The sequence below is a fragment of the Catellatospora sp. IY07-71 genome, from assembly GCF_018326265.1.
GTDB lineage: Bacteria > Actinomycetota > Actinomycetes > Mycobacteriales > Micromonosporaceae > Catellatospora.
The window spans coordinates 102,501-120,092 of record NZ_AP023360.1; the positions used below are offsets into that span (position 1 = coordinate 102,501).

The window sequence follows — 17,592 nt, forward strand, 5'->3', positions numbered from 1 at the left end:
TTATCCCAAAGCCAGGGGCAGGTTACTCACGTGTTACTCACCCGTTCGCCGCTCGAGTACCCCGAAGGGCCTTTCCGCTCGACTTGCATGTGTTAAGCACGCCGCCAGCGTTCGTCCTGAGCCAGGATCAAACTCTCCAAAAAGAATTCTCAAACCCGGCAGAACAAACCCGACATCAAAATGTCCAGATCTGTTTCATACCAAAGGAATCATCACGAGGATGAAAAAATTGGCACTGGCTATATAGCACCCTGTTGAGTTCTCAAAGAACAAGCACACACCAAAACCAACCCGTTTCCGGGAAGTTCTCGGGGCGACCCACTCAGACTACCGGACCGGTTTCGCGACCCCCAACCGGGGGCCGCCCCACTCCGGGCGGCTCAGCGATCCGGCCACCGCCCCGACCCTCAGGCCCTGGCGTTTTTGTCCGTTCCTCGCTGGCAGAGAGAACATTACGCGACCCCCGAACCACGATGCAAATCGGGGTCGCTTGTCGCCGGTCACATCATCACCGCTGACCTATCTTAGCAGCTCGTCCCGGCCGGATGTCGGGAAAGGAAGCGGTCGGTGAGCACCGTGGAGGCAGAATCTGACGGGTGAAGGTGACCGCCGACACGTCGCTGCCCGACTTCGCCGACGCGGTGATGCCCTGGCTCCTGCGCGACCCCGTACGCAACAACCAGCTGCTCACGCTCCTCCAGTCCCGGTTGGACGGCGTCGTGCCGACCGAGTCCGACCTGCTCATGCTCCGGGTCGACGACTCCCTCGGCGCGTTGCGGGCGGTCGCGGTCCGGCCCCCGCCGTTCCCCATGCTGCTCAGCGACGTCTCGGCGGGAGCTGTCAGCCATCTGGGTCCGCATCTGGCCAAGCACCGTCCGGCGGTCCGCCGGTTCACCGGCCCGGCGCTCTCGACCGAGCGGCTCGTGGCGAGAGTGGCCGAGCGTTCCGGCACCCCGGCGAGCCTGCTGGCGTCGTACCGCATGTTCGAGATCTCGGTGGTCAGGCCGCCGGCCGGAGTCGCCGGGCACCCGCGGGAGGCGGCCCTGCCCGATCGGGATCGCCTGGTCGAGTGGTCGGCGGCGTTCCAGCGGGAGGCGCTGGCCGACCACCCGCCGTCCGACCCCGCCGCGCCGATCGACGGGCGGCTGGCCCTGGGCAGCCTGCTCTGGGTATGGGAGAACGGCGGCGAGCCGGTCGCGATGACCGCGATGACCGCGCCCGCCGCCGGGGTCGTACGCATCAACCTCGTCTACACCCCGCCCCCGCACCGCCGGAACGGCTACGCGTCAGCGCTGGTCGCGGCGGTGAGCCGGGCCGCGCTGGCGGCGCGCCTGCGCCCGGTGCTCTTCACGGACCTGGCCAACCCGACCAGCAACAAGATCTACCGGGCGATCGGCTACCGGCCGCTGCAGGACACCAGCCTGTGGGAGGTCGGCTAGGCCGACACCGGCTCGGGCACCGGCTGCCTGTGGGCGATCTCGGCGGCGCGCAGGCGCCCCGCGCCCAGCACGACGATCAGGACCAGCCCGGTCACCATGGCGAACGAGAACGGCAGCGAGGTGGCGTGGGCGATGCCGCCCATCAGGCCGGGCGCCGCGAGCCCGGCGCCGTACGACACCGTGGCCACCCCGGCGATCGCGTGGGCGGGATGGTCGCCGGTGTGCCCGGCCGCGCTGAAGGCGAGCGGCACCACCACGGCGACGCCGAGACCGATCAGGCCGAACCCGGCCACCCCCGCCAGTGGCGTCCAGGCGGCGACCACCAGCACGCCGCCGAGGACCCCGAGCGCCCCGGCCGCGCGGACCGTGCCGACCGCCCCGAAGCGGCGCACCACCGTGTCGCCGACCAGCCGCCCTCCCGCCATGGCCAGGGCGAACATGCTGTACGCGACGGCTGCCTGCCCCTCGCCGGCCTCCAGGATCTGGCGCAGGTAGACGGCGCACCAGTCGGCCGTGGCGCCCTCGGCGAAGACCGCGCAGAAGCCGATCAGGCCGATGATCAGCACCGGCCCGCGGGGCAGTGAGAACCGCGGGCCGTCCTCGGCCGCCGCCACGGGCACGGTCGGCAGCAGCCAGTGGCCCGCCGTGGCACCGACCACGGCGAGCAGCACGCCCATCACGGCCAGGTTCACGGGGGCGCTGACGCCTAGGTACGCCGCGGCGGCGCCGATACCGGAACCGATCAGGCCGCCCACCGACCACATGCCGTGCAGGCTCGACATGATCGAACGGCCCAGCCGCTGCTCCACCTCGACGCCCTCGGCGTTCATGGCGATGTCGGAGGTGCCCGCCGCGACTCCGGCGAGCAGCAGCATGCCCATCAGCGCCCACTGGTTGGGCGCGAGGGCGAGCACGCCCACGGCGAGCGCCCAGGCGGCGATGAGGATCCGGGTGGCCAGGCGGCCGCCGATGCGCTGGACCAGGCGCCCGGTGAACGGCATCGAGCTGAGCGAACCCACCGCGGGCATGATGAGCGCGAGCCCGAGCGCGCCCTCGGTGAGGTGCAGGTGCTCGGCGATCCACGGGATGCGGGAGGCGAAGCTGCCGCTCGCCGCGCCGTGTACCGCGAACACCGTCGCCACCGCCCAGCGGGCCCGTGTCACCTGCGAAGCCATGGATTGGACCTTACGTGGCGGCCCATCGCCCGGCCACCGCACAGCTCGCTGATCCTGTGCTCAAGCGGCGGCGAGGAGCAGTGCCGTCGCGGCGAGGCCCAGGCCGGCGAACTGTACGGGCCGCAGCCGCTCCTTGTTCACGGCGAGCGCGAGCAGCACCGTGCTGGCCGGGTACAGCGAGGCGATCGGCGCGACGATGCTCAGCTCGCCCTGGTTCACGGCGAGCAGGTAGAGCCCGTTGGCGCCGATGTCCAGGCAGCCCGCGACGACGGCCAGCGCGAGCACCCGGCCGCGCAGACGCAGGGTGCCGCCCATGGGCCGGAGCAGCAGCAGCCCGACCGGGACGGAGGCGACGCGGGCGCAGGCCAGCGGCCACATGCCCGCACCCTCCCCGGCCTGGGCGAGTAGCAGGAAGAACACCCCGAACATGGCGCCCGCGGCCAGTGCGAGCCCGACCACCCGCGGTCCGGCGGCACCGGCGCCCTCCGCGGGGCTGAGGCTGACCAGCGCGATCGCGAGCACCGCGCAGGCGGCGCCGGCGAGCGGCTGCGCGCCCGGCCGTTCGCCGAGCAGCAGCCCGCCGGTGAGCGGGACGAGGGCGGAGGTGACGGCGGCGACCGGGGCCACGACGGCCATCGCGCCGCTGGCCAGCCCTTGGTATAGGAGGACAATCCCGAAAAGTCCGGCAATCCCTGCGGCCGCTCCCCAGCCCAGCGCCGACACGCCGAGCCGACCCGGGATCAGCAGCAGAAAAGCTGCGATCATCGGTATCGCGCACAGCTGCGACACCACGGTCACCGAGTAGGAATGGCCTCGCACGCTCGCGGCACCCTGCACGGCCTTGCCGCCGCAGAAATCGGCGGTGCCCCAGACCAGGGCGGACGTGCCGGCGAGCAGAACAGAGATCACGACGTGTTCGTATCACGGTATTGACCGCAAAGGACAGTCTGTTGACCGATACGACGATCGAGCGGACCCGTACGGCGGACCACGCCGACGCCGGCCCGCACGCGCCACGGCCCCGCCACCTCCCCCTCGACGAGATCAACGCAGCGGTCGCGCTGCACGTACGCGCCCTGCGGGCCGGTCGCGGCTGGTCGCTGGACGAGCTGTCCGCCAGGTCCGGGGTCAGCAAGGGCATGCTCGTGCAGATCGAGGGCTGCCGCACCAATCCCAGCGTCGGCACGCTCGCCCGGATCGCGGACGCGTTCGGGGTGACCGTGGCCCGGCTGCTGCAGCCCGCCGCCGACCGCAGCGTGCACCTGAGCGAGATCGACGCCGCGCCCGTGCTGTGGCGGGGCGGGCGCGGCGGCACCGGCCGCATGCTGCGCGGGCTCAGCGACCCCGGCTTCGTCGAGCTGTGGGACTGGCGGTTCGCCCCGCAGGAGCGTTACGAGGCCGAGGAGCTGCTGCCCGGCACCCGCACCATGGTGCACGTGCTGGTGGGGCAGGTCGTGGTGACCGTCGACGGCACCGACCACCAGGTGCAGGTCGGCCAGACCCTGGACTTCCGGTCCGACCGGGCGCACGCGTGCCGCAACGAGCTGGACTCCCCGGCCCGGCTGGTGATGGTGGTGACGATGCCGCCGGGTGAACTCGACCGGCGGCGCGGTTCGGCGATCGCCCGGCGTTAGGGCGTACCCACGCAGAAGCGCCGCCCCGGACGGGACGGCGCTTCGGGTGCGGCTAGGCGGTCTTCTCCTCGCGGTGGTGCCGCGCCCGGCGGCCGGTGCTGATGTCCCGGCGCGGGACGATGGTCGGGTAGACCTTCTCCAGCACGGTGTCCCGGGTGATCAGCACCCGCTCGGCGTTGGGGTCGCTGGGCACCTCGTACATCACGGAGAGCAGGACCTCTTCCATGATCGCCCGCAGGCCGCGGGCGCCGGTGTTGCGGAGCATGGCCTGGTCGGCGATGGCCTCCAGGGCCTCCTCCTCGAACTCCAGCACCACGTTGTCCAGCTCGAACAGGCGCTGGTACTGCTTCACGAGGGCGTTGCGGGGCTCGGTGAGGATCTTGACGAGCGCCTCGCGGTCCAGGCTGCGCACGGTCGTGATGACCGGCAGGCGGCCGATGAACTCGGGGATGATGCCGAACTTGAGCATGTCCTCCGGCATCACCTTGGCCAGCGTCTCGTCGCTGACCCGGTCGGTGACCGCCCGCAGGTGCGCGCCGAAGCCCAGGCCCGAGCGCGCGGTGCGCTGCTCGATGATCTGCTCCAGCCCGGCGAAGGCACCGCCGCAGATGAACAGGATGTTGGTGGTGTCGATCTCGACGAAGTCCTGGTGCGGGTGCTTGCGTCCGCCCTGGGGCGGCACGTTGGCCCGGGTGCCCTCCAGGATCTTCAGCAGCGCCTGCTGCACGCCCTCGCCGGAGACGTCACGGGTGATGGACGGGCTGTCGGACTTGCGGGCGATCTTGTCGATCTCGTCGATGTAGACGATGCCGGTCTCGGCGCGCTTGATGTCCCAGTCGGCGGCCTGAATGAGCTTGAGGAGGATGTTCTCCACATCCTCACCCACGTAGCCGGCCTCGGTCAGCGCGGTCGCGTCGGCGATGGCGAACGGGACGTTCAGCATGCGGGCCAGGGTCTGCGCGAGATGCGTCTTGCCGGTGCCCGTCGGGCCGATCAGCAGGATGTTGCTCTTCGCGACCTCGACCGACTCGCCGCCGCGGCTGTGCGCCGCGTCGGCCTGCAGCCGCTTGTAGTGGTTGTAGACCGCCACGGCCAGCGCCTTCTTCGCGCCGTCCTGGCCCACCACGTACGAGTCGAGGAACTGGCAGATCTCCATCGGCTTGGGCAGCTCTTCCCAGCGGACCTGCTCCTCGCCGGCGAGCTCCTCTTCGATGATCTCGTTGCACAGGTCGATGCACTCATCGCAGATGTAGACGCCCGGCCCGGCGATGAGCTTCTTCACCTGGCGCTGCGACTTGCCGCAGAAAGAGCATTTCAGCAGGTCGCCGCCGTCGATCCGTGCCACCTACGACTCCCCCTGCCCCTGAAGCGGACGAACGCCGAGTCCCACCTGTGAGCGCGGAAATCGGTACTGCTTTGACGTTACCTGTTGTGAGCCGGTTTGCGACGGCCCCACCCCGCCGACCACACCGCTGATTCTGACACGTGGCTGTGACAGCGCGGCGGTGCCGTCCACCTGTTGGGGTGAACGGCACCGCATCCGCTCAGCGCGCGCCGGCCAGCAGGCTCTTCTTGCGGCTGGTCATGACGGAGTCGACCAGGCCGTAATCCAGGGCCTCGGCGGCCGTCAGGATCTTGTCACGGTCGATGTCCTTCTTGACCTGCGCGGAGTCCTTGCCGGAGTGGCGGGCCAGCATCTCCTCGAGCTGGTTGCGCATCCGCATGATCTCCCGGGCCTGGATCTCGATGTCGGAACCCTGACCGTAGCCGCCCTCGGTGGCCGGCTGGTGGATGATGATGCGCGAGTTCGGCAGCGCCAGGCGCTTGCCCGGGGTGCCCGCCGCCAGCAGCACCGCCGCGGCGCTCGCCGCCTGGCCCAGGCACACCGTCTGGATGTCCGGGCGCACGAACTGCATCGTGTCGTAGATCGCGGTCATCGCGGTGAACGAGCCGCCCGGCGAGTTGATGTACATCGTGATGTCACGGTCCGGGTCGGCCGCCTCCAGCACCAGCAGCTGCGCCATCACGTCGTTGGCGGACGCGTCGTCGACCTGGACGCCCAGGAAGATGATGCGGTCCTCGAACATCTTGTTGTACGGGTTGGTCTCCTTCGTCCCGTACGACGTGCGCTCGATGAACGACGGGATGATGTAACGGTTGCTGACCTCGGCGAAGCTCGGCGTCATGCGTGGAAACATCGTTGCGCTCCTTCAGTTCCCGACCGGCACGGCTGCCGACGCGGTGATCACGTTGTCGATGAAGCCGTACTCCTTGGCCTGCTGCGCGGTGAACCAGCGGTCGCGGTCGCTGTCGGCCTCGATCTGTTCCACCGGCTGACCGGTGTGCTTGGCGATCAGATCGATCATGAGCTTCTTCGTGTAGATCATCTGCTCGGCCTGGATGGCGATGTCGGCCGCGGTGCCGCCGATGCCGCCGGAGGCCTGGTGCATCATGATCCGCGCGTGCGGCAGCGCCGACCGCTTGCCCTTGGCGCCCGCGCACAGCAGCATCTGCCCCATCGAGGCCGCCATGCCCAGCGCGATCGTCGCCACGTCGTTCTGGATGAACTGCATGGTGTCGTAGATCGCCATGCCGTCGTACACGGAGCCGCCGGGCGAGTTGATGTAGAGGTAGATGTCGCGGTCCGGGTCCTCGGCGGACAGCAGCAGCAGCTGCGCGCAGATCCGGTTGGCGACCTGGGTGTTCACGTCACTGCCCAGGAAGACGATGCGCTCCTTGAGCAGGCGGTTGTAAACAGAGTCGTCGAGGCCGCCGGCGATCGGATCGGAACCCCGCGCAGTTGGAACGTGCAGCTCGCTCATATCGGCAGCCTTTCTCGTTGTCCTACAGCGACCCTAACCGCTGCCAGTGACAGCAGCTTCCCCGAGATCCGCGTGTTCGCTGTCAGCGCACGACACCCGGAGCACGAACGGCGAAGGACCCGCCCACGGTGGTGAACGGGTCCTTCGCGATGCTCATGATCAGTGGTCGTGACCCTCGTGGTCACCGTGGTCGTGGCCCTCGTGGCCGTTGCCCTCGCGCAGCGAGTCCAGGGTCAGCACCTCGCCGTCGGTGTCGGTCATCACGACCCGCTCCATGACCAGCGCCAGCGCCTTGCCCCGGCGCACGTCGCCGTAGACGGCCGCGGCGGCGCCGTTCTGGACCAGGCGGTCGTAGTACACCTGCGGCGCGACGCCGGCCCGCTGGGCCCGGTGGACGATCTCGTGACCGTACTCGTCGTCGGTGACCTGGACGTCCTCCGCCTCGGCGATGGTGTCCAGCACGAGCTGGATCTTGACACCCTCGGCGGCGGCGTCGGCCAGCTCCGCGGTGATCTGCTCGTCGGTCTTCTCCTCGGCCGCGAGGTACTCCTCCAGGGAGGCGCCCATGCGGTCGAGCTGCTCGACCATGGCGGCCTTGCGCTGCTCGACCTCGTCGGCGACGACACCCTCCGGCGCCGGCACGTTGGCCTGCTTCACCAGCTCGGCGAGGGCCTTGTCGCGGGCCGCGTACAGCTGCTCGACCTTCTTGACGCGGGTGATCCGCTCCTTCAGGTCACCCCGCAGCTCCTCCAGGGTGTCGAACTCGCTGGCCAGGCCGGCGAACTCGTCGTCGAGCTCGGGGAGCTCCTTCTCCTTGACCGTGCGCACGGTCACCTTCACCTCGGCGTCGCGGCCGGCGAACTCGCCGCCCACGAGCTGGCTGGTGAAGGTCGCCTCCTCGCCGGCGGCCAGGCCGACGACGGCCTCGTCCAGGCCCTTGAGCAGCTGGCCGGAGCCGACCTCGTGCGAGATGTTGTTGGCGGTGCCGCCCTCGACCTCGACGCCGTCGACGGTCGCGACCAGGTCCAGCTGCACGTAGTCACCGGTGGCGGCGGCGCGCTCGACGGTCTTCAGGGTGGCGAAGCGCTGGCGCAGCCCGTCCACCTGCTCGTCGATCTCGGTGTCCGAGATCGCCAGCGGGTCGACCTCGACCTTGATCGCGCTCAGCTCGGGCAGGGTGATCTCCGGGCGCACGTCCACGTCGGCGGTGAACTTCAGCGGCTTGCCGTCCTCGAACTCGAGGTTGTCGACGGCCGGGCGGCCCAGCAGCTTGACCTCGTGCTCGCGCACCGCGGCGAAGATCTGCTGCGGGATGGCCTCCTCGATCGCCTCCTGGAGCACGGCGCCACGGCCGACGCGCTGGTCGATGACCTGGGCCGGGATCTTGCCCTTGCGGAAGCCGGGGATGTTCACCTGCGCCGCGATCTCGCGGTACGCCTTCTTCAGGCTCGGCTCGAGCTCGGCGAACGGCACCTCGATGGCGAGCCGCACTCGAGTCGGGCTCAGAGTCTCGACGGTGCTCTTCACTGGCGTACTCCTTGGGATCTTTCGGTCGTTTTGACGGGGCCTACGCACTGTACTGCGCGGCCACGCCGCGTCATGAGGCCGGTCCGACACGCGGACACGAAGCCCGGTCGAGTGTAGGCGAATACCTGGTTGCCCTCCCGCATCGGGCGGCGGTTATCGGCAGATGTCACACATCGCAGGCGCGGCAAACCCATAATATCCAGCAAAGCCGACAAACTGGGCGGGTTGTCCGGGAGGAGACCGCCGTGCCACCGATCGATATCGCATCCCTGCTCACCGTGCTCACCGACCTCGGTGGCCCGCTGATGGGCCCGCCCGTACGCGCCGTCGCGGCGCCCGACCCGGAGGCAGCCGTGCCCGGCACCCTGCTCAACGATCTCGTCCCGCTCGCGGCGCCCGCCGGCGAACGCGGCCCGGCCTGGGCGGCGGCCGTGTTCTTCGCGCTGCTCACGCTCGCGCTCACGGGCTGGCTGCACCGGAAGATCAAGCCGGAGCTGCTCACCCCGGCCAACGCGCACCTCGCCTACACCGACGAGCCCACGCAGCCCGGTGGGACCCCATCCGCCTGATCGAACAAAGCCCCACCGGGGGTTTCGGGCCCATCGCCGCGCCTGCCCCACCCCGTCCCGGCCCAGGCCGCCCACCGGCTCGGACGAACGAACCCCGGCGGGCCGCCTGGACCAGAGGACGAGGGGCGAATCGTCTCCCCGTCCCTGCGTACACCGTAGGCTCCCAGAGGGGTCGGTATGTGCCAAATGCCGAATAACCTTCGGAATGGGACACGGCTATATGGGTGTGCGGGCAGGTGCGCAGACCGCATACACTTCCGGGGGCGCCACCACCATCGGCGCAACGGGGTGTAGCGCAGCTTGGTAGCGCACTCGCTTTGGGAGCGAGGGGCCGTCGGTTCGAATCCGGCCACCCCGACCAGCCGCGGCACGGCACACACGACCTGAGTGGCCGCCGCGCTGAACCGGCCGCTAGACTCAGGGCCACGCGGGCGTAGCTCAATGGTAGAGCTTCAGTCTTCCAAACTGACTACGCGAGTTCGATTCTCGTCGCCCGCTCCAATAGAAAGGCCCAGGTCAGGGACAGCGTCCCGAACCTGGGCCTTTCGCTGTCCGGATTTACGGGCCGTCAGCGGCCCGTCCGCCCTCACCGGCCGGCGACCCGCCCCACGAGGAAGGAAGGGCACCTTCTTAACGCTTTCCGTAGAGGAAGGGCACCTTCTTAACCCCTGGCCGGACCGGGGCGCTCGGCTCCCGGGCGTTGATCGCGATCTCGTGTCAGAACCAACGCCGTTGACTTAAGGATTTGAGCGGGCTGTCAAGCCTTCTTCGAAGATGGTGACGGTGGCGTGGAAGGTGTAGGTCTGGGTCTGCTGCGGGTGTTTGCCGGCGTTGGGGCCGTATTTGCTGGTCGGGTTCTTGCGGCTGCGGGCTTTGGCGCGTTGGCGTCGTCGGGCGGGTAGCAGGTTGTCCTGCACGGCCTGTCCGATGGCGCCGACCAGTACGGCGTGGCCGGGTGGTGGTATGACGGCTTCGGCGGTGACGACCTGGTCGCGTGCGGTTTCGAGGGCGACGGTGAAGCTGGCCCGGTGGTAGTCGACGTCTGGCAGGGCGTCGACCGCGTCGACGGTGATCCGGATGATCGTCTGGTAGACGGTCAGCAGGGCCCAGAGTTCCTGGTCGATGTCGGCGGGGTGGTGGGAGCGCAGGACCCGCTCGTCCAGGATCGTGGACTTGATCGACAGGTAGGTCGTCTCGACCTGCCAGCGCTGGTGGTAGAGCTGCACGAGGTCGGCCGCGGGGTAGCGGGTGTGGTCGAGCAGGCTGGTGATCAGCCGCCACTGCTCCGTGCGCACGACGCCGTCGGCGTGGGTGATCTCGACCCAGGTCTCGATGACGCGGACCTTCAGCCGGCCGTGGCCGAGAACGGACAGGTAGGAGCCGTCGGATAGCCGGGTCAGGATCAGCGGGACGCGGCCGGCACCGGAGCGGCACAGATACTGCACGCGGGTGGCCGCGATGTCGGCCAGTAGCTTCCAGCTGTCGTAGTAGGCGTCGGCCAGCAGCAGCATCCCGGCGTCGAGTTTGTCCAGCAGCCGGCGGGCGTAGACATGCTCACCGGCGCTTTCGGGCCCGAACGCCGCCCCGAGCAGGGCGCGGGTGCCGCACTCGACCAGCACGACCAGCCGCAGGTACGGGTAGCTGAACGTCATCGCCGGACCCTGGCGTTTGGGGTAGCGCGTCCTGGTGCCGGGCCGGTCGGGCACGTGCAGGGTGGTGGCGTCCACGGCGACGGTGCGAAACCCGCGCCAGAACGCCGGCCCCGTCGTGGGCCAGGCCACCGGGCCGCAGACCGCCTCGAACAGCGCGCGCAGCGGTTTGGGGCCGACGCGGCGGCGGGCGCGGGTCAGCGCCGACGCGCTCGGGCAGGCCACCGCGAGCCCGCGCAGACCGGCGACCAGTTTCGCCCACACCTGCCGGTAGGCGCACGGCTCGAACAGCGCCAGCGCCAGCACGAAGAAGATCAGCACCCGGGTCGGCAACAGCCTGACCCGCCGCTGCGTGGTGCCGGTCTCGGCTGCCACGGCATCGACCAGGTCGAAGTCGAGAACCTGGGTCAGCTCGCCCAGATGGCCCGGCGCGAACGCCCCGGCCGCTACCGTGATCGTGCGCGTGATGGCAGACTGCTGCTGCAACGGGACTCCTCGGGTCAATTCTTGGTCGAACTGATATTGAGGAGTCCCGTTCCATATCGCCAGCCGAGACGGCCTTGACGCGGCGATCAAATCCTTAAGTCAACGGCGTTGGTGTCAGAACCTGTGGCCTGGCTGCACTTTCTGACACGAACTCGCGATCATGCCTTCCCGCCACGGCCCGCGGCGCACCCGCGCTGGCCGGTGCGGCACCCGGCCTGGGCAGCGTTAAGAAGGGCACCTTCTACAACGGAAACCGTTAAGAAGGTGCCCTTCCTTCAGATGTCGGCGATGCGCGACCGCCGGAAGCGGCGCTGATCAGGTCGTCGGGGACGGCGGCGTCAGTAGAGCAGCTTCCACTGCGCGAAGGGAACCGCGCAGCTGCCGTGGACCAGCGCGGTGCCCGGGTCCTTGCCCGGCCGAGCCAGGCATCGGCCGCTGGCCACGTTCTCGAACCGGAACGTGTTGCCCGAACCGTTGCCGATCCACTGCTGCGTGCCGCTCCCGTTGCAGGTCAGCTGCTGCACCGGCGATCCGGTCACGAGGACCGCGGTCAGGCACTTCCCGCTGGCGAGGTTGGTGATCCGGTATGCCCCGGGAGCCACCTCGGTGACGTTCCACAGCATGAGGTTGACGTCGGCGCAGATCTCCTGAGTGACGGCCGTGCCATCGGCGGAGTCGGCAACCGCGGCACAGGTGTGGGTCAGCTGACTCTCGATGAACTTCTCAGTCCACGAGTCGGCGTGGGCGGGCGCGGCCGGCAGCACCGCAGGGGACAGCGCGAGCAGGGCGACCAGCAGCGCTCGGGTGACACGGCGATTCATCGGGGCCTCCAGCTAGGGACTGACAAGTCAGCATCATAGATTGAGACTCCTCAATTCGATAGATATGGATCAGTGCCGAGCCGGACAGCCCGTCCTCGGTCGCGGTGACGCGAGTTTGCCGCCCGCTCTCGCTCGGCGGCCGCAGCTCATTCGTAGAAGCAGCCGGCGCGCATCGCGTCGGCAATGAACTGCCAGGTGGGTTCCTCGGGGAGCGGTCTACCGGAGCGGGCCTGGAGCCTGCTGTGATCGCGCAGGTAAGCGGCGCACGCCTCGAAGAACCGGTCGACGGTCAGGTTCTCGACCGCGTCCGGGTCACGCGCCACGTCGTCGGCCATCCATTGCAGCCAGGTGATCAGATCGTTCAGGCTGTCCACGCGCTTCTGCGGGCCGTCATACGACATCAGTGCCTCCTGCCTGGAAACATGCCCTCCGCCCGGCACACGGCCGCATGCACGTTCGGTGATCGGCGGTACGGGAGAACGGCTCGCCCGATGGTCGAGCACACCGGCGCCGACCAGCGCGTCCGGGGCCTTCGCGAGCACCCGGACATCATGCACCCCGCATACCGGGGCGTGCTGCGATGACAAGCCGTTGCCCGGCCGCATGAGTGGCCGTACCGTCATCGAATGGAAACGCTCCCATCCATCGATGCCCGCCCGGCGGACTCGGCTTCCGCACTGCGGCCGGTCGTGGTGGCCGCCGCGCCCGCGCTGCTCATGCTGGTCGTGGGCGCGGTCGGCATGACCGGGCGGCAGGTGTGGCAGGACGAGCTGGCGACGTGGTGGGCGTCGACCATCTCCTGGGCGGAGTTCCGCGAACTGCTCGGCCACAACGACGTGGTGCTCGCGCCGTACTACCTGTTCATGCGGGTCTGGGTGGGCGCGTTCGGCGACTCCGCGCTCGCCCTGCGGACCCCCGCGCTGCTCGCGATGGCCGCGGCGGCCGCGATGACGGCCTCGCTGGGCAGGCGGCTGTTCGGCGCACGGATCGGCCTGATCGCCGGGATCGTCTTCGCGCTGCTGCCGGGCATCACCCGGTACGCGCAGGAGGCGCGCCCGTACGCCCTGGTCCTCGCCGGGGTGACCGGCTCGGCACTGCTGCTGCTCCGGGCCGTCGAGCACCCAGGGCGCGCTCGCTGGACGGCCTACGCCGCCACCGGCGCGCTGACCACGGCGCTGCACCCGCTGGCGCTGCCGTTCCTGCCGGCGCACGCCGCGTGGGCCTGGCGGCGCGGCCGGGCCCGGGCGTTCCTGCCCGCGGGAGCGGTGGCGGCCGCGCCCGCCCTGGCGTCGCTGTGGGCGGCCCGGGGTCAGACCGGCCAGGTGAGCTGGATCGACACCGCCTGGTGGGCGCTGTTCAGCGTGCTCGGCGAGCTGCTGTTCTCCTACCTGCTGCCGCTGTTCGTCGTCGCGGCGGTGGTCGCCGCGATCGTGCGGCGCCGGCGCACCGAGCCGGACGCGGTGTGGCTGCTGGCGGTCTGGTCGTGGGCCCCGATCCTGCTGCTGTACGCGCTGCGCCCGGTGCAGGACCTGTTCGTCCACCGCTACCTGCTCTACGTGCTGCCCGCCTGGGCGGTGCTCGCCGCGGTCACCCTGGCCGACCTGCACGGCGCCACCACCCGGCGGCGGTCGCCGGGAACCGCGCGGGTCGTGGGCACGGCCGGGCTGGCGCTGCTGGCCGCGCTCGCGCTGCCCGGTCACCGGGACGCGCGGGCGGATCCGGCGTGGCAGCCCGATCTGCGGGCGCTCGCCGAGGTGGTGGCGGCCCGGCAGGAGCCCGGCGACGCGATCGTGTTCGGCGGCTCGTCGTGGAACGAACGCCTGTCGCTGCGGTATCACCTGCGCGGGGCGCCTGCGCCCCGGGACGCGTTCCTCGCGCTGCCCGAGTCGCGCGGCACGTACGCGGCAGCCGAGTGCGGGCAGGCGTGCCTGGGCGAGCCGCCCCGGATCTGGCTGATCGTGGTGGCGGGGACGGATGATCCTCTCGCCGGGCTGCCGCCGGAGAAGGCCGGGCCGGTGCGGGACGGGTACACGGTCGTGGAGACGTTCCGCGCCCGGCTGGTCCGGCTGGTTCTGCTCGCCCGGCGGACGTGACACGGACCTGGCCCGAACCGCTGATACGGCCCCGCTTTCCGGTCGGCGCGGGATGGGCCGTCCCGGCTGTCCGTCAGAGGGAGTCGGATGCGATACCCGGATCGGCAGGGAGAACCCATGGACCGTGTGTACGCCTTACTCGTGGGGATCGACGCCTACCCGGATCCGGTCCCCGAACTGTTCGGCTGCGTGAACGACGTGGCGGCGGCGCAGCGTCACCTCCTGGACGCGGGCACCCCGGAGGGTGACGTCCGGGTCCTGGTCGACGGCGAGGCGACGAAGACCGCGGTGGTGGACGTGTTCCGGGAGCACCTGGGTCAGGCGGGGCCGGGCGACAGCGCGCTGTTCTGGTACTCCGGGCACGGCTCGACCGCGCCGGTGCCGGCCGCGGGCTGGCACCGGGAGAGCAGCGGGACGACCATGCAGACGCTGGTGTGCGTGGACAGCCGGGAGCCGGGCGGGGCCGACCTGTACGACAAGGAGCTGGCCCTGCTGATCAAGGAGGTCGCCGCGCGTGGGCCGCACGTGGCCGTGGTGCTCGACTGCTGCCATGCGGGCGGCGGCACGCGCACCCCGCTCTCGACGCGGGCCCGGCACACGCCCTCCCCGGCGGTGGCACCAGAGCCGGCGGCGATGCTGCCCGGGGTGCTGGAGCTGCTCACGGACGGCGGTCCGCCCGCGGCGCCGGACCACGTGCTGCTCAGCGCCTGCCTGGACGGGCAGCAGGCGTTCGAGTGCCGAGGCCCGGACGGCGCGCAGCGGGGCGTGTTCAGCATGGGCCTGCTGGCCGAGCTGCGGCGGGCCAAGGCTCCCCGCACCTACCGGGAGCTGGTGCCCGCGGTGCTGTCGTTCGTGGAGAACAGGATCAAGAACCAGACCCCGGGGCTGTATCCGGCCACCGAGCCGATCGTCGACCAGCCGTTCCTCGGCGGGCAGGTGCGCCCGCCGGTCGCCGACATGGCGATGCGGGAGGTGTCCGGGCAGTGGATCGTCGACGTCGGCTCCGTGCACGGCATGCCCGCTGACGGGTCGGCGCGGGTGGCCGTGCACGGGTCGCGGCCGCCGCTGGAGGCGCGGGTGATCGCGGTGAGCCCGGCGCGTTGCGAGGTCGAGCCGCTCGGCTGGACGCCCGCGCCGGGCACCGTGTATCCGGTGGTGCTGTCCGCGGTGGCGACGCCGCCCACGCCGGTGACGGTGGGCGGGGACGACGGGGACGACGAGCCGGCCGCGGCGGAGATCCGGGCGGCGATCGCGGCCGCCGGGCCCGGCGGTGTCCCCTCGCCGTACCTGCGGCTGGTGCCGCGGGACGCGGCCGGGGAGGCGGCGGAGCTGGTGGTGGCGCTGCCCCGGCACGGTGTCCCGGCGATCCGCAGCGCCGACGGGGCCATGCTGACCACGGCGTCGGCGGGGCCGGAGCGCCCGTCGCCCGGCGAGGTCGTGCGGCGGCTCGAGCACATCGCACGCTGGCGGCAGATACGCGGCATCAGCAATCCCGGCTCGGGGCTGGCGGACCTGGTGCGCCTGCGGGTCATCCCGGCGGAGCCCGGCGACGTCCGCGCGCCCCGCGACCGCGCCGGGCTGCCGGTGGGCCGGAACGGCGTCATCGAGCTGGCGTACACCCCCGGGGGCGCGCCGCCGCAGGTGTTCCTGCGGCTGGACAGCGCGGCGCCGCGACCGCTGCACTGCGTCCTGCTGAACCTGACCGACCGGTTCGCGATCGACGCCGGGATGTTCCCGGGCGGCTACCTGGACGCGGGCGCCTCGGCGGCGGCGGGCGAGGGGCATCCGTTCGAACTGCGCATCCCCGAGGACCGGCTGGGCGGGCCTTGCCCCCTGGTGCAAGACTGGCTCATGCTGATCGCGTCGGAGGACAGGATCAATCCCGAGTCCTTCACCCTCACCCGGCTGGGTACGCCGGACCGCCGTGCCCACCGCGGCGCGGCGGCCTTGGACGGCATCGCCGAGCACCTCGCGCTGGGCGTGCACCACCGGGACGCGGTACGCGCCCCACGCGCGGCCGGGGACTGGTGGACCTCGCTCGTGAAGATCGTCACCCGCGGACCGAACGGCGGCGCGTCATGTCACTGAGTGATCCGGCCGGCGCTCGCGCGACCGGCGACACCTCGCCCGTCGGCGGCGCTGACGACGTGACGCGGCAGCGCCTGCTGGCCCTGCTGGAGAGTGAGATCGGCAAGGCGGCCGCGGACGCGCTCGCCCGCGGCACGGACCCGGGGTCGCTGGCCGCATACGTCGACTCCCGGGCCGCCCTGTTGCGCGCGGAGATCGCCGCGGCGTCAGCCGCCGGCGAGGACGGCGCGGACCGCGGCGACGATGCGGCGTAGCTCAGCCCCGTCGTCCACGAGCGCGTCGAGCCCGTCGGCCGTATGCGGCGCGCAAGCCATCGCCCCGGCCGTGTCGACCCGGCCGAACACCTTCGTGATGATCCGCTCGATCGCGGCGTCGTCGCACGGGTCGGCCTGCCGCAGCGCGATCAGCGCGAGCGCGGCGAGCTCCGCCAGCCGGCCGTCGGCCAGCTCGTGCGGCTCGGTCAGCAGCAGGGCGGGCGGCTCGACCACGGCCGCGTTCCGGTCCACGAAGGCAGGCGCCGTCGGCGGGGTCTTGGCCCCGAGCGGCCGCTCCACGTAGTCGGCGTACCAGCGCTCCTTGGTGCGCATCACGGCGAGCACGCGGTCGACGTCGCGCTGCACGGTCCGCACGTCGCTGCCGGCCACGTCGCCGGTGACCGCGACGCGGCGCTGGGCCCAGCTGTCCAGCGGCCAGAGCAGGCCACCGGCGGTGCCGGGCACCCCGACCCAGACCAGGATCTCGACGGCGAGCACGGTGAGCCACGGGTCGTGGCCGAGGCCGTCGGCGAGCCACCGGGGCAGCCGGGGCCGCTGCTGCGCGCCGCGGGCCCCGCGGCGGCGGCGGTGCGCGTCGATGGTGACCGCGCGCAGCCGCCCGCTGATCCAGCCCTCGGCGTTGTGGATCTTCATGGTGGCGTGGGCCAGCAGGTCCTCCACCACCGCCTCGACGTCGTCGTAGAAGCGGTCCAGGCAGGCGTCGGCGAGCCGGTTCACCGCGATGGCACACGTCCAGTGGCCGCGGCGCTGCTCGTTCATCCGGGTGAGCCGGTGGAACACGACGGGCCAGGCCAGCGTGAACGCGGCACCGGTGAGCGCCGTCCGCTCCCGGGGCGTCGCGGTGCGCGCGGTCGCGGCCAGCCGGCCCTGGCTCGCCAGGAAGCGCAGCTCGGCCACCGCGGCCGAGCCGCCGGTCGGATCGACATCCACCACGTCAGGGTTCTCCTCTCTCCCAGCAGGAGGCTTGCGGAAGAAGATGGCACGTTCAGGGGAGGGGGCGCCGTCACCGGCGTG

General features: G+C 71.1%; 16 protein-coding genes, 2 tRNA genes and 1 rRNA gene (1 of these 19 cut by a window edge). 8 read left to right on the forward strand and 11 right to left on the reverse strand.

From position 1 onward, the window contains the following. A 16S ribosomal RNA gene (locus CS0771_RS00470) occupies positions 1-143 on the reverse strand (it extends 1,373 nt beyond the left edge of the window). Between the two features lie 453 nt (positions 144-596). Here CS0771_RS00470 and CS0771_RS00475 point away from each other — a divergent pair. Further along, positions 597-1,439, forward strand: a complete 843-nt coding sequence (locus tag CS0771_RS00475; RefSeq protein WP_212839290.1) for a GNAT family N-acetyltransferase — start codon at positions 597-599, stop codon at positions 1,437-1,439. Here the strand turns inward: CS0771_RS00475 and CS0771_RS00480 are convergent. Together CS0771_RS00480 and CS0771_RS00485 are read right to left on the reverse strand one after the other, a co-directional pair. Beyond that, positions 1,436-2,614, reverse strand: coding sequence for an MFS transporter (locus CS0771_RS00480; RefSeq protein ID WP_212839291.1), 1,179 nt, complete (start codon positions 2,612-2,614; stop codon positions 1,436-1,438). The two genes, CS0771_RS00475 and CS0771_RS00480, sit on opposite strands and share 4 nt — an antisense overlap. A 60-nt stretch (positions 2,615-2,674) precedes the next feature. Continuing rightward, positions 2,675-3,523, reverse strand: coding sequence for a DMT family transporter (locus CS0771_RS00485; RefSeq protein WP_212839292.1), 849 nt, complete (start codon positions 3,521-3,523; stop codon positions 2,675-2,677). Positions 3,524-3,564: 41 nt separating this feature from the next. Here CS0771_RS00485 and CS0771_RS00490 point away from each other — a divergent pair, with 41 nt between their 5' ends. Next, positions 3,565-4,248: an XRE family transcriptional regulator gene (locus tag CS0771_RS00490; protein ID WP_244870517.1), complete on the forward strand. Its 684-nt coding sequence runs from the start codon at positions 3,565-3,567 to the stop codon at positions 4,246-4,248. 52 nt (positions 4,249-4,300) lie between these two features. Here CS0771_RS00490 and clpX read toward each other — a convergent pair whose 3' ends face one another. From clpX to tig, 4 genes are all read right to left on the reverse strand, one after another. Further along, positions 4,301-5,593: an ATP-dependent Clp protease ATP-binding subunit ClpX gene (gene clpX, locus CS0771_RS00495; RefSeq protein ID WP_212839293.1), complete on the reverse strand. Its 1,293-nt coding sequence runs from the start codon at positions 5,591-5,593 to the stop codon at positions 4,301-4,303. A gap of 199 nt (positions 5,594-5,792) precedes the next feature. Then, on the reverse strand, positions 5,793-6,446 hold the full coding sequence (locus CS0771_RS00500) for an ATP-dependent Clp protease proteolytic subunit (RefSeq protein ID WP_275411648.1): 654 nt from the start codon (positions 6,444-6,446) through the stop codon (positions 5,793-5,795). A gap of 12 nt (positions 6,447-6,458) precedes the next feature. After that, positions 6,459-7,070, reverse strand: a complete 612-nt coding sequence (locus CS0771_RS00505) for an ATP-dependent Clp protease proteolytic subunit (protein WP_203757592.1) — start codon at positions 7,068-7,070, stop codon at positions 6,459-6,461. Positions 7,071-7,229: 159 nt separating this feature from the next. Then, a complete protein-coding gene (gene tig, locus CS0771_RS00510; protein WP_203757594.1) occupies positions 7,230-8,597 on the reverse strand; it encodes a trigger factor in 1,368 nt (455 codons plus the stop codon). Between the two features lie 245 nt (positions 8,598-8,842). On the opposite strand from tig, the gene CS0771_RS00515 reads away from it, so the two are divergent. From CS0771_RS00515 to CS0771_RS00525, 3 genes are all read left to right on the forward strand, one after another. Then, positions 8,843-9,166: a hypothetical protein gene (locus tag CS0771_RS00515; RefSeq protein ID WP_212839294.1), complete on the forward strand. Its 324-nt coding sequence runs from the start codon at positions 8,843-8,845 to the stop codon at positions 9,164-9,166. Between the two features lie 284 nt (positions 9,167-9,450). Then, a tRNA-Pro gene (locus CS0771_RS00520) sits at positions 9,451-9,527 on the forward strand. A 66-nt stretch (positions 9,528-9,593) separates the two neighbouring features. Further along, positions 9,594-9,667, forward strand: a tRNA-Gly gene (locus CS0771_RS00525). A 236-nt stretch (positions 9,668-9,903) separates the two neighbouring features. On the opposite strand, the gene CS0771_RS00530 is transcribed toward CS0771_RS00525, so the two are convergent. The 3 genes from CS0771_RS00530 to CS0771_RS00540 all read right to left on the reverse strand — a co-directional run bounded on the left by CS0771_RS00530 (position 9,904) and on the right by CS0771_RS00540 (position 12,664). Beyond that, a complete protein-coding gene (locus CS0771_RS00530; protein WP_212839295.1) occupies positions 9,904-11,301 on the reverse strand; it encodes an IS4 family transposase in 1,398 nt (465 codons plus the stop codon). Positions 11,302-11,639: 338 nt separating this feature from the next. After that, positions 11,640-12,122: an RICIN domain-containing protein gene (locus CS0771_RS00535; protein WP_212839296.1), complete on the reverse strand. Its 483-nt coding sequence runs from the start codon at positions 12,120-12,122 to the stop codon at positions 11,640-11,642. 146 nt (positions 12,123-12,268) lie between these two features. After that, the gene (locus tag CS0771_RS00540; RefSeq protein WP_212839297.1) at positions 12,269-12,664 is read right to left on the reverse strand and encodes a hypothetical protein; all 396 of its coding nucleotides are present in this window, start codon (positions 12,662-12,664) and stop codon (positions 12,269-12,271) included. 84 nt (positions 12,665-12,748) lie between these two features. Here CS0771_RS00540 and CS0771_RS00545 point away from each other — a divergent pair, with 84 nt between their 5' ends. The 3 genes from CS0771_RS00545 (at position 12,749) to CS0771_RS00555 (ending at position 16,557) form a co-directional block, all read left to right on the forward strand. Continuing rightward, entirely contained in the window at positions 12,749-14,215 is a 1,467-nt protein-coding gene (locus tag CS0771_RS00545; protein WP_212839298.1) for a glycosyltransferase family 39 protein, read from the forward strand. Between the two features lie 117 nt (positions 14,216-14,332). Continuing rightward, on the forward strand, positions 14,333-16,303 hold the full coding sequence (locus tag CS0771_RS00550) for a caspase family protein (protein WP_212839299.1): 1,971 nt from the start codon (positions 14,333-14,335) through the stop codon (positions 16,301-16,303). Continuing rightward, positions 16,294-16,557 (forward strand): hypothetical protein, encoded by a 264-nt coding sequence (locus tag CS0771_RS00555; RefSeq protein WP_212839300.1) that lies wholly within the window; start codon positions 16,294-16,296, stop codon positions 16,555-16,557. The genes CS0771_RS00550 and CS0771_RS00555 overlap by 10 nt, the downstream gene beginning before the upstream one ends. On the opposite strand, the gene CS0771_RS00560 is transcribed toward CS0771_RS00555, so the two are convergent. Continuing rightward, the gene (locus CS0771_RS00560; protein ID WP_212839301.1) at positions 16,510-17,511 is read right to left on the reverse strand and encodes a hypothetical protein; all 1,002 of its coding nucleotides are present in this window, start codon (positions 17,509-17,511) and stop codon (positions 16,510-16,512) included. The two genes, CS0771_RS00555 and CS0771_RS00560, sit on opposite strands and share 48 nt — an antisense overlap. Positions 17,512-17,592 lie beyond the last annotated feature (81 nt).

Bases quoted from the DNA above. Each gene is read 5' to 3' on its own strand.
- CS0771_RS00555 (WP_212839300.1), top strand. From the start codon at position 16,294: ATGTCACTGAGTGATCCGGCCGGCGCTCGCGCGACCGGCGACACCTCG.
- CS0771_RS00535 (WP_212839296.1), bottom strand. From the start codon at position 12,122: ATGAATCGCCGTGTCACCCGAGCGCTGCTGGTCGCCCTGCTCGCGCTG.
- CS0771_RS00550 (WP_212839299.1), top strand. From the start codon at position 14,333: ATGGACCGTGTGTACGCCTTACTCGTGGGGATCGACGCCTACCCGGAT.
- CS0771_RS00545 (WP_212839298.1), top strand. From the start codon at position 12,749: ATGGAAACGCTCCCATCCATCGATGCCCGCCCGGCGGACTCGGCTTCC.
- CS0771_RS00500 (WP_275411648.1), bottom strand. From the start codon at position 6,446: ATGTTTCCACGCATGACGCCGAGCTTCGCCGAGGTCAGCAACCGTTAC.
- CS0771_RS00505 (WP_203757592.1), bottom strand. From the start codon at position 7,070: ATGAGCGAGCTGCACGTTCCAACTGCGCGGGGTTCCGATCCGATCGCC.
- CS0771_RS00480 (WP_212839291.1), bottom strand. From the start codon at position 2,614: ATGGCTTCGCAGGTGACACGGGCCCGCTGGGCGGTGGCGACGGTGTTC.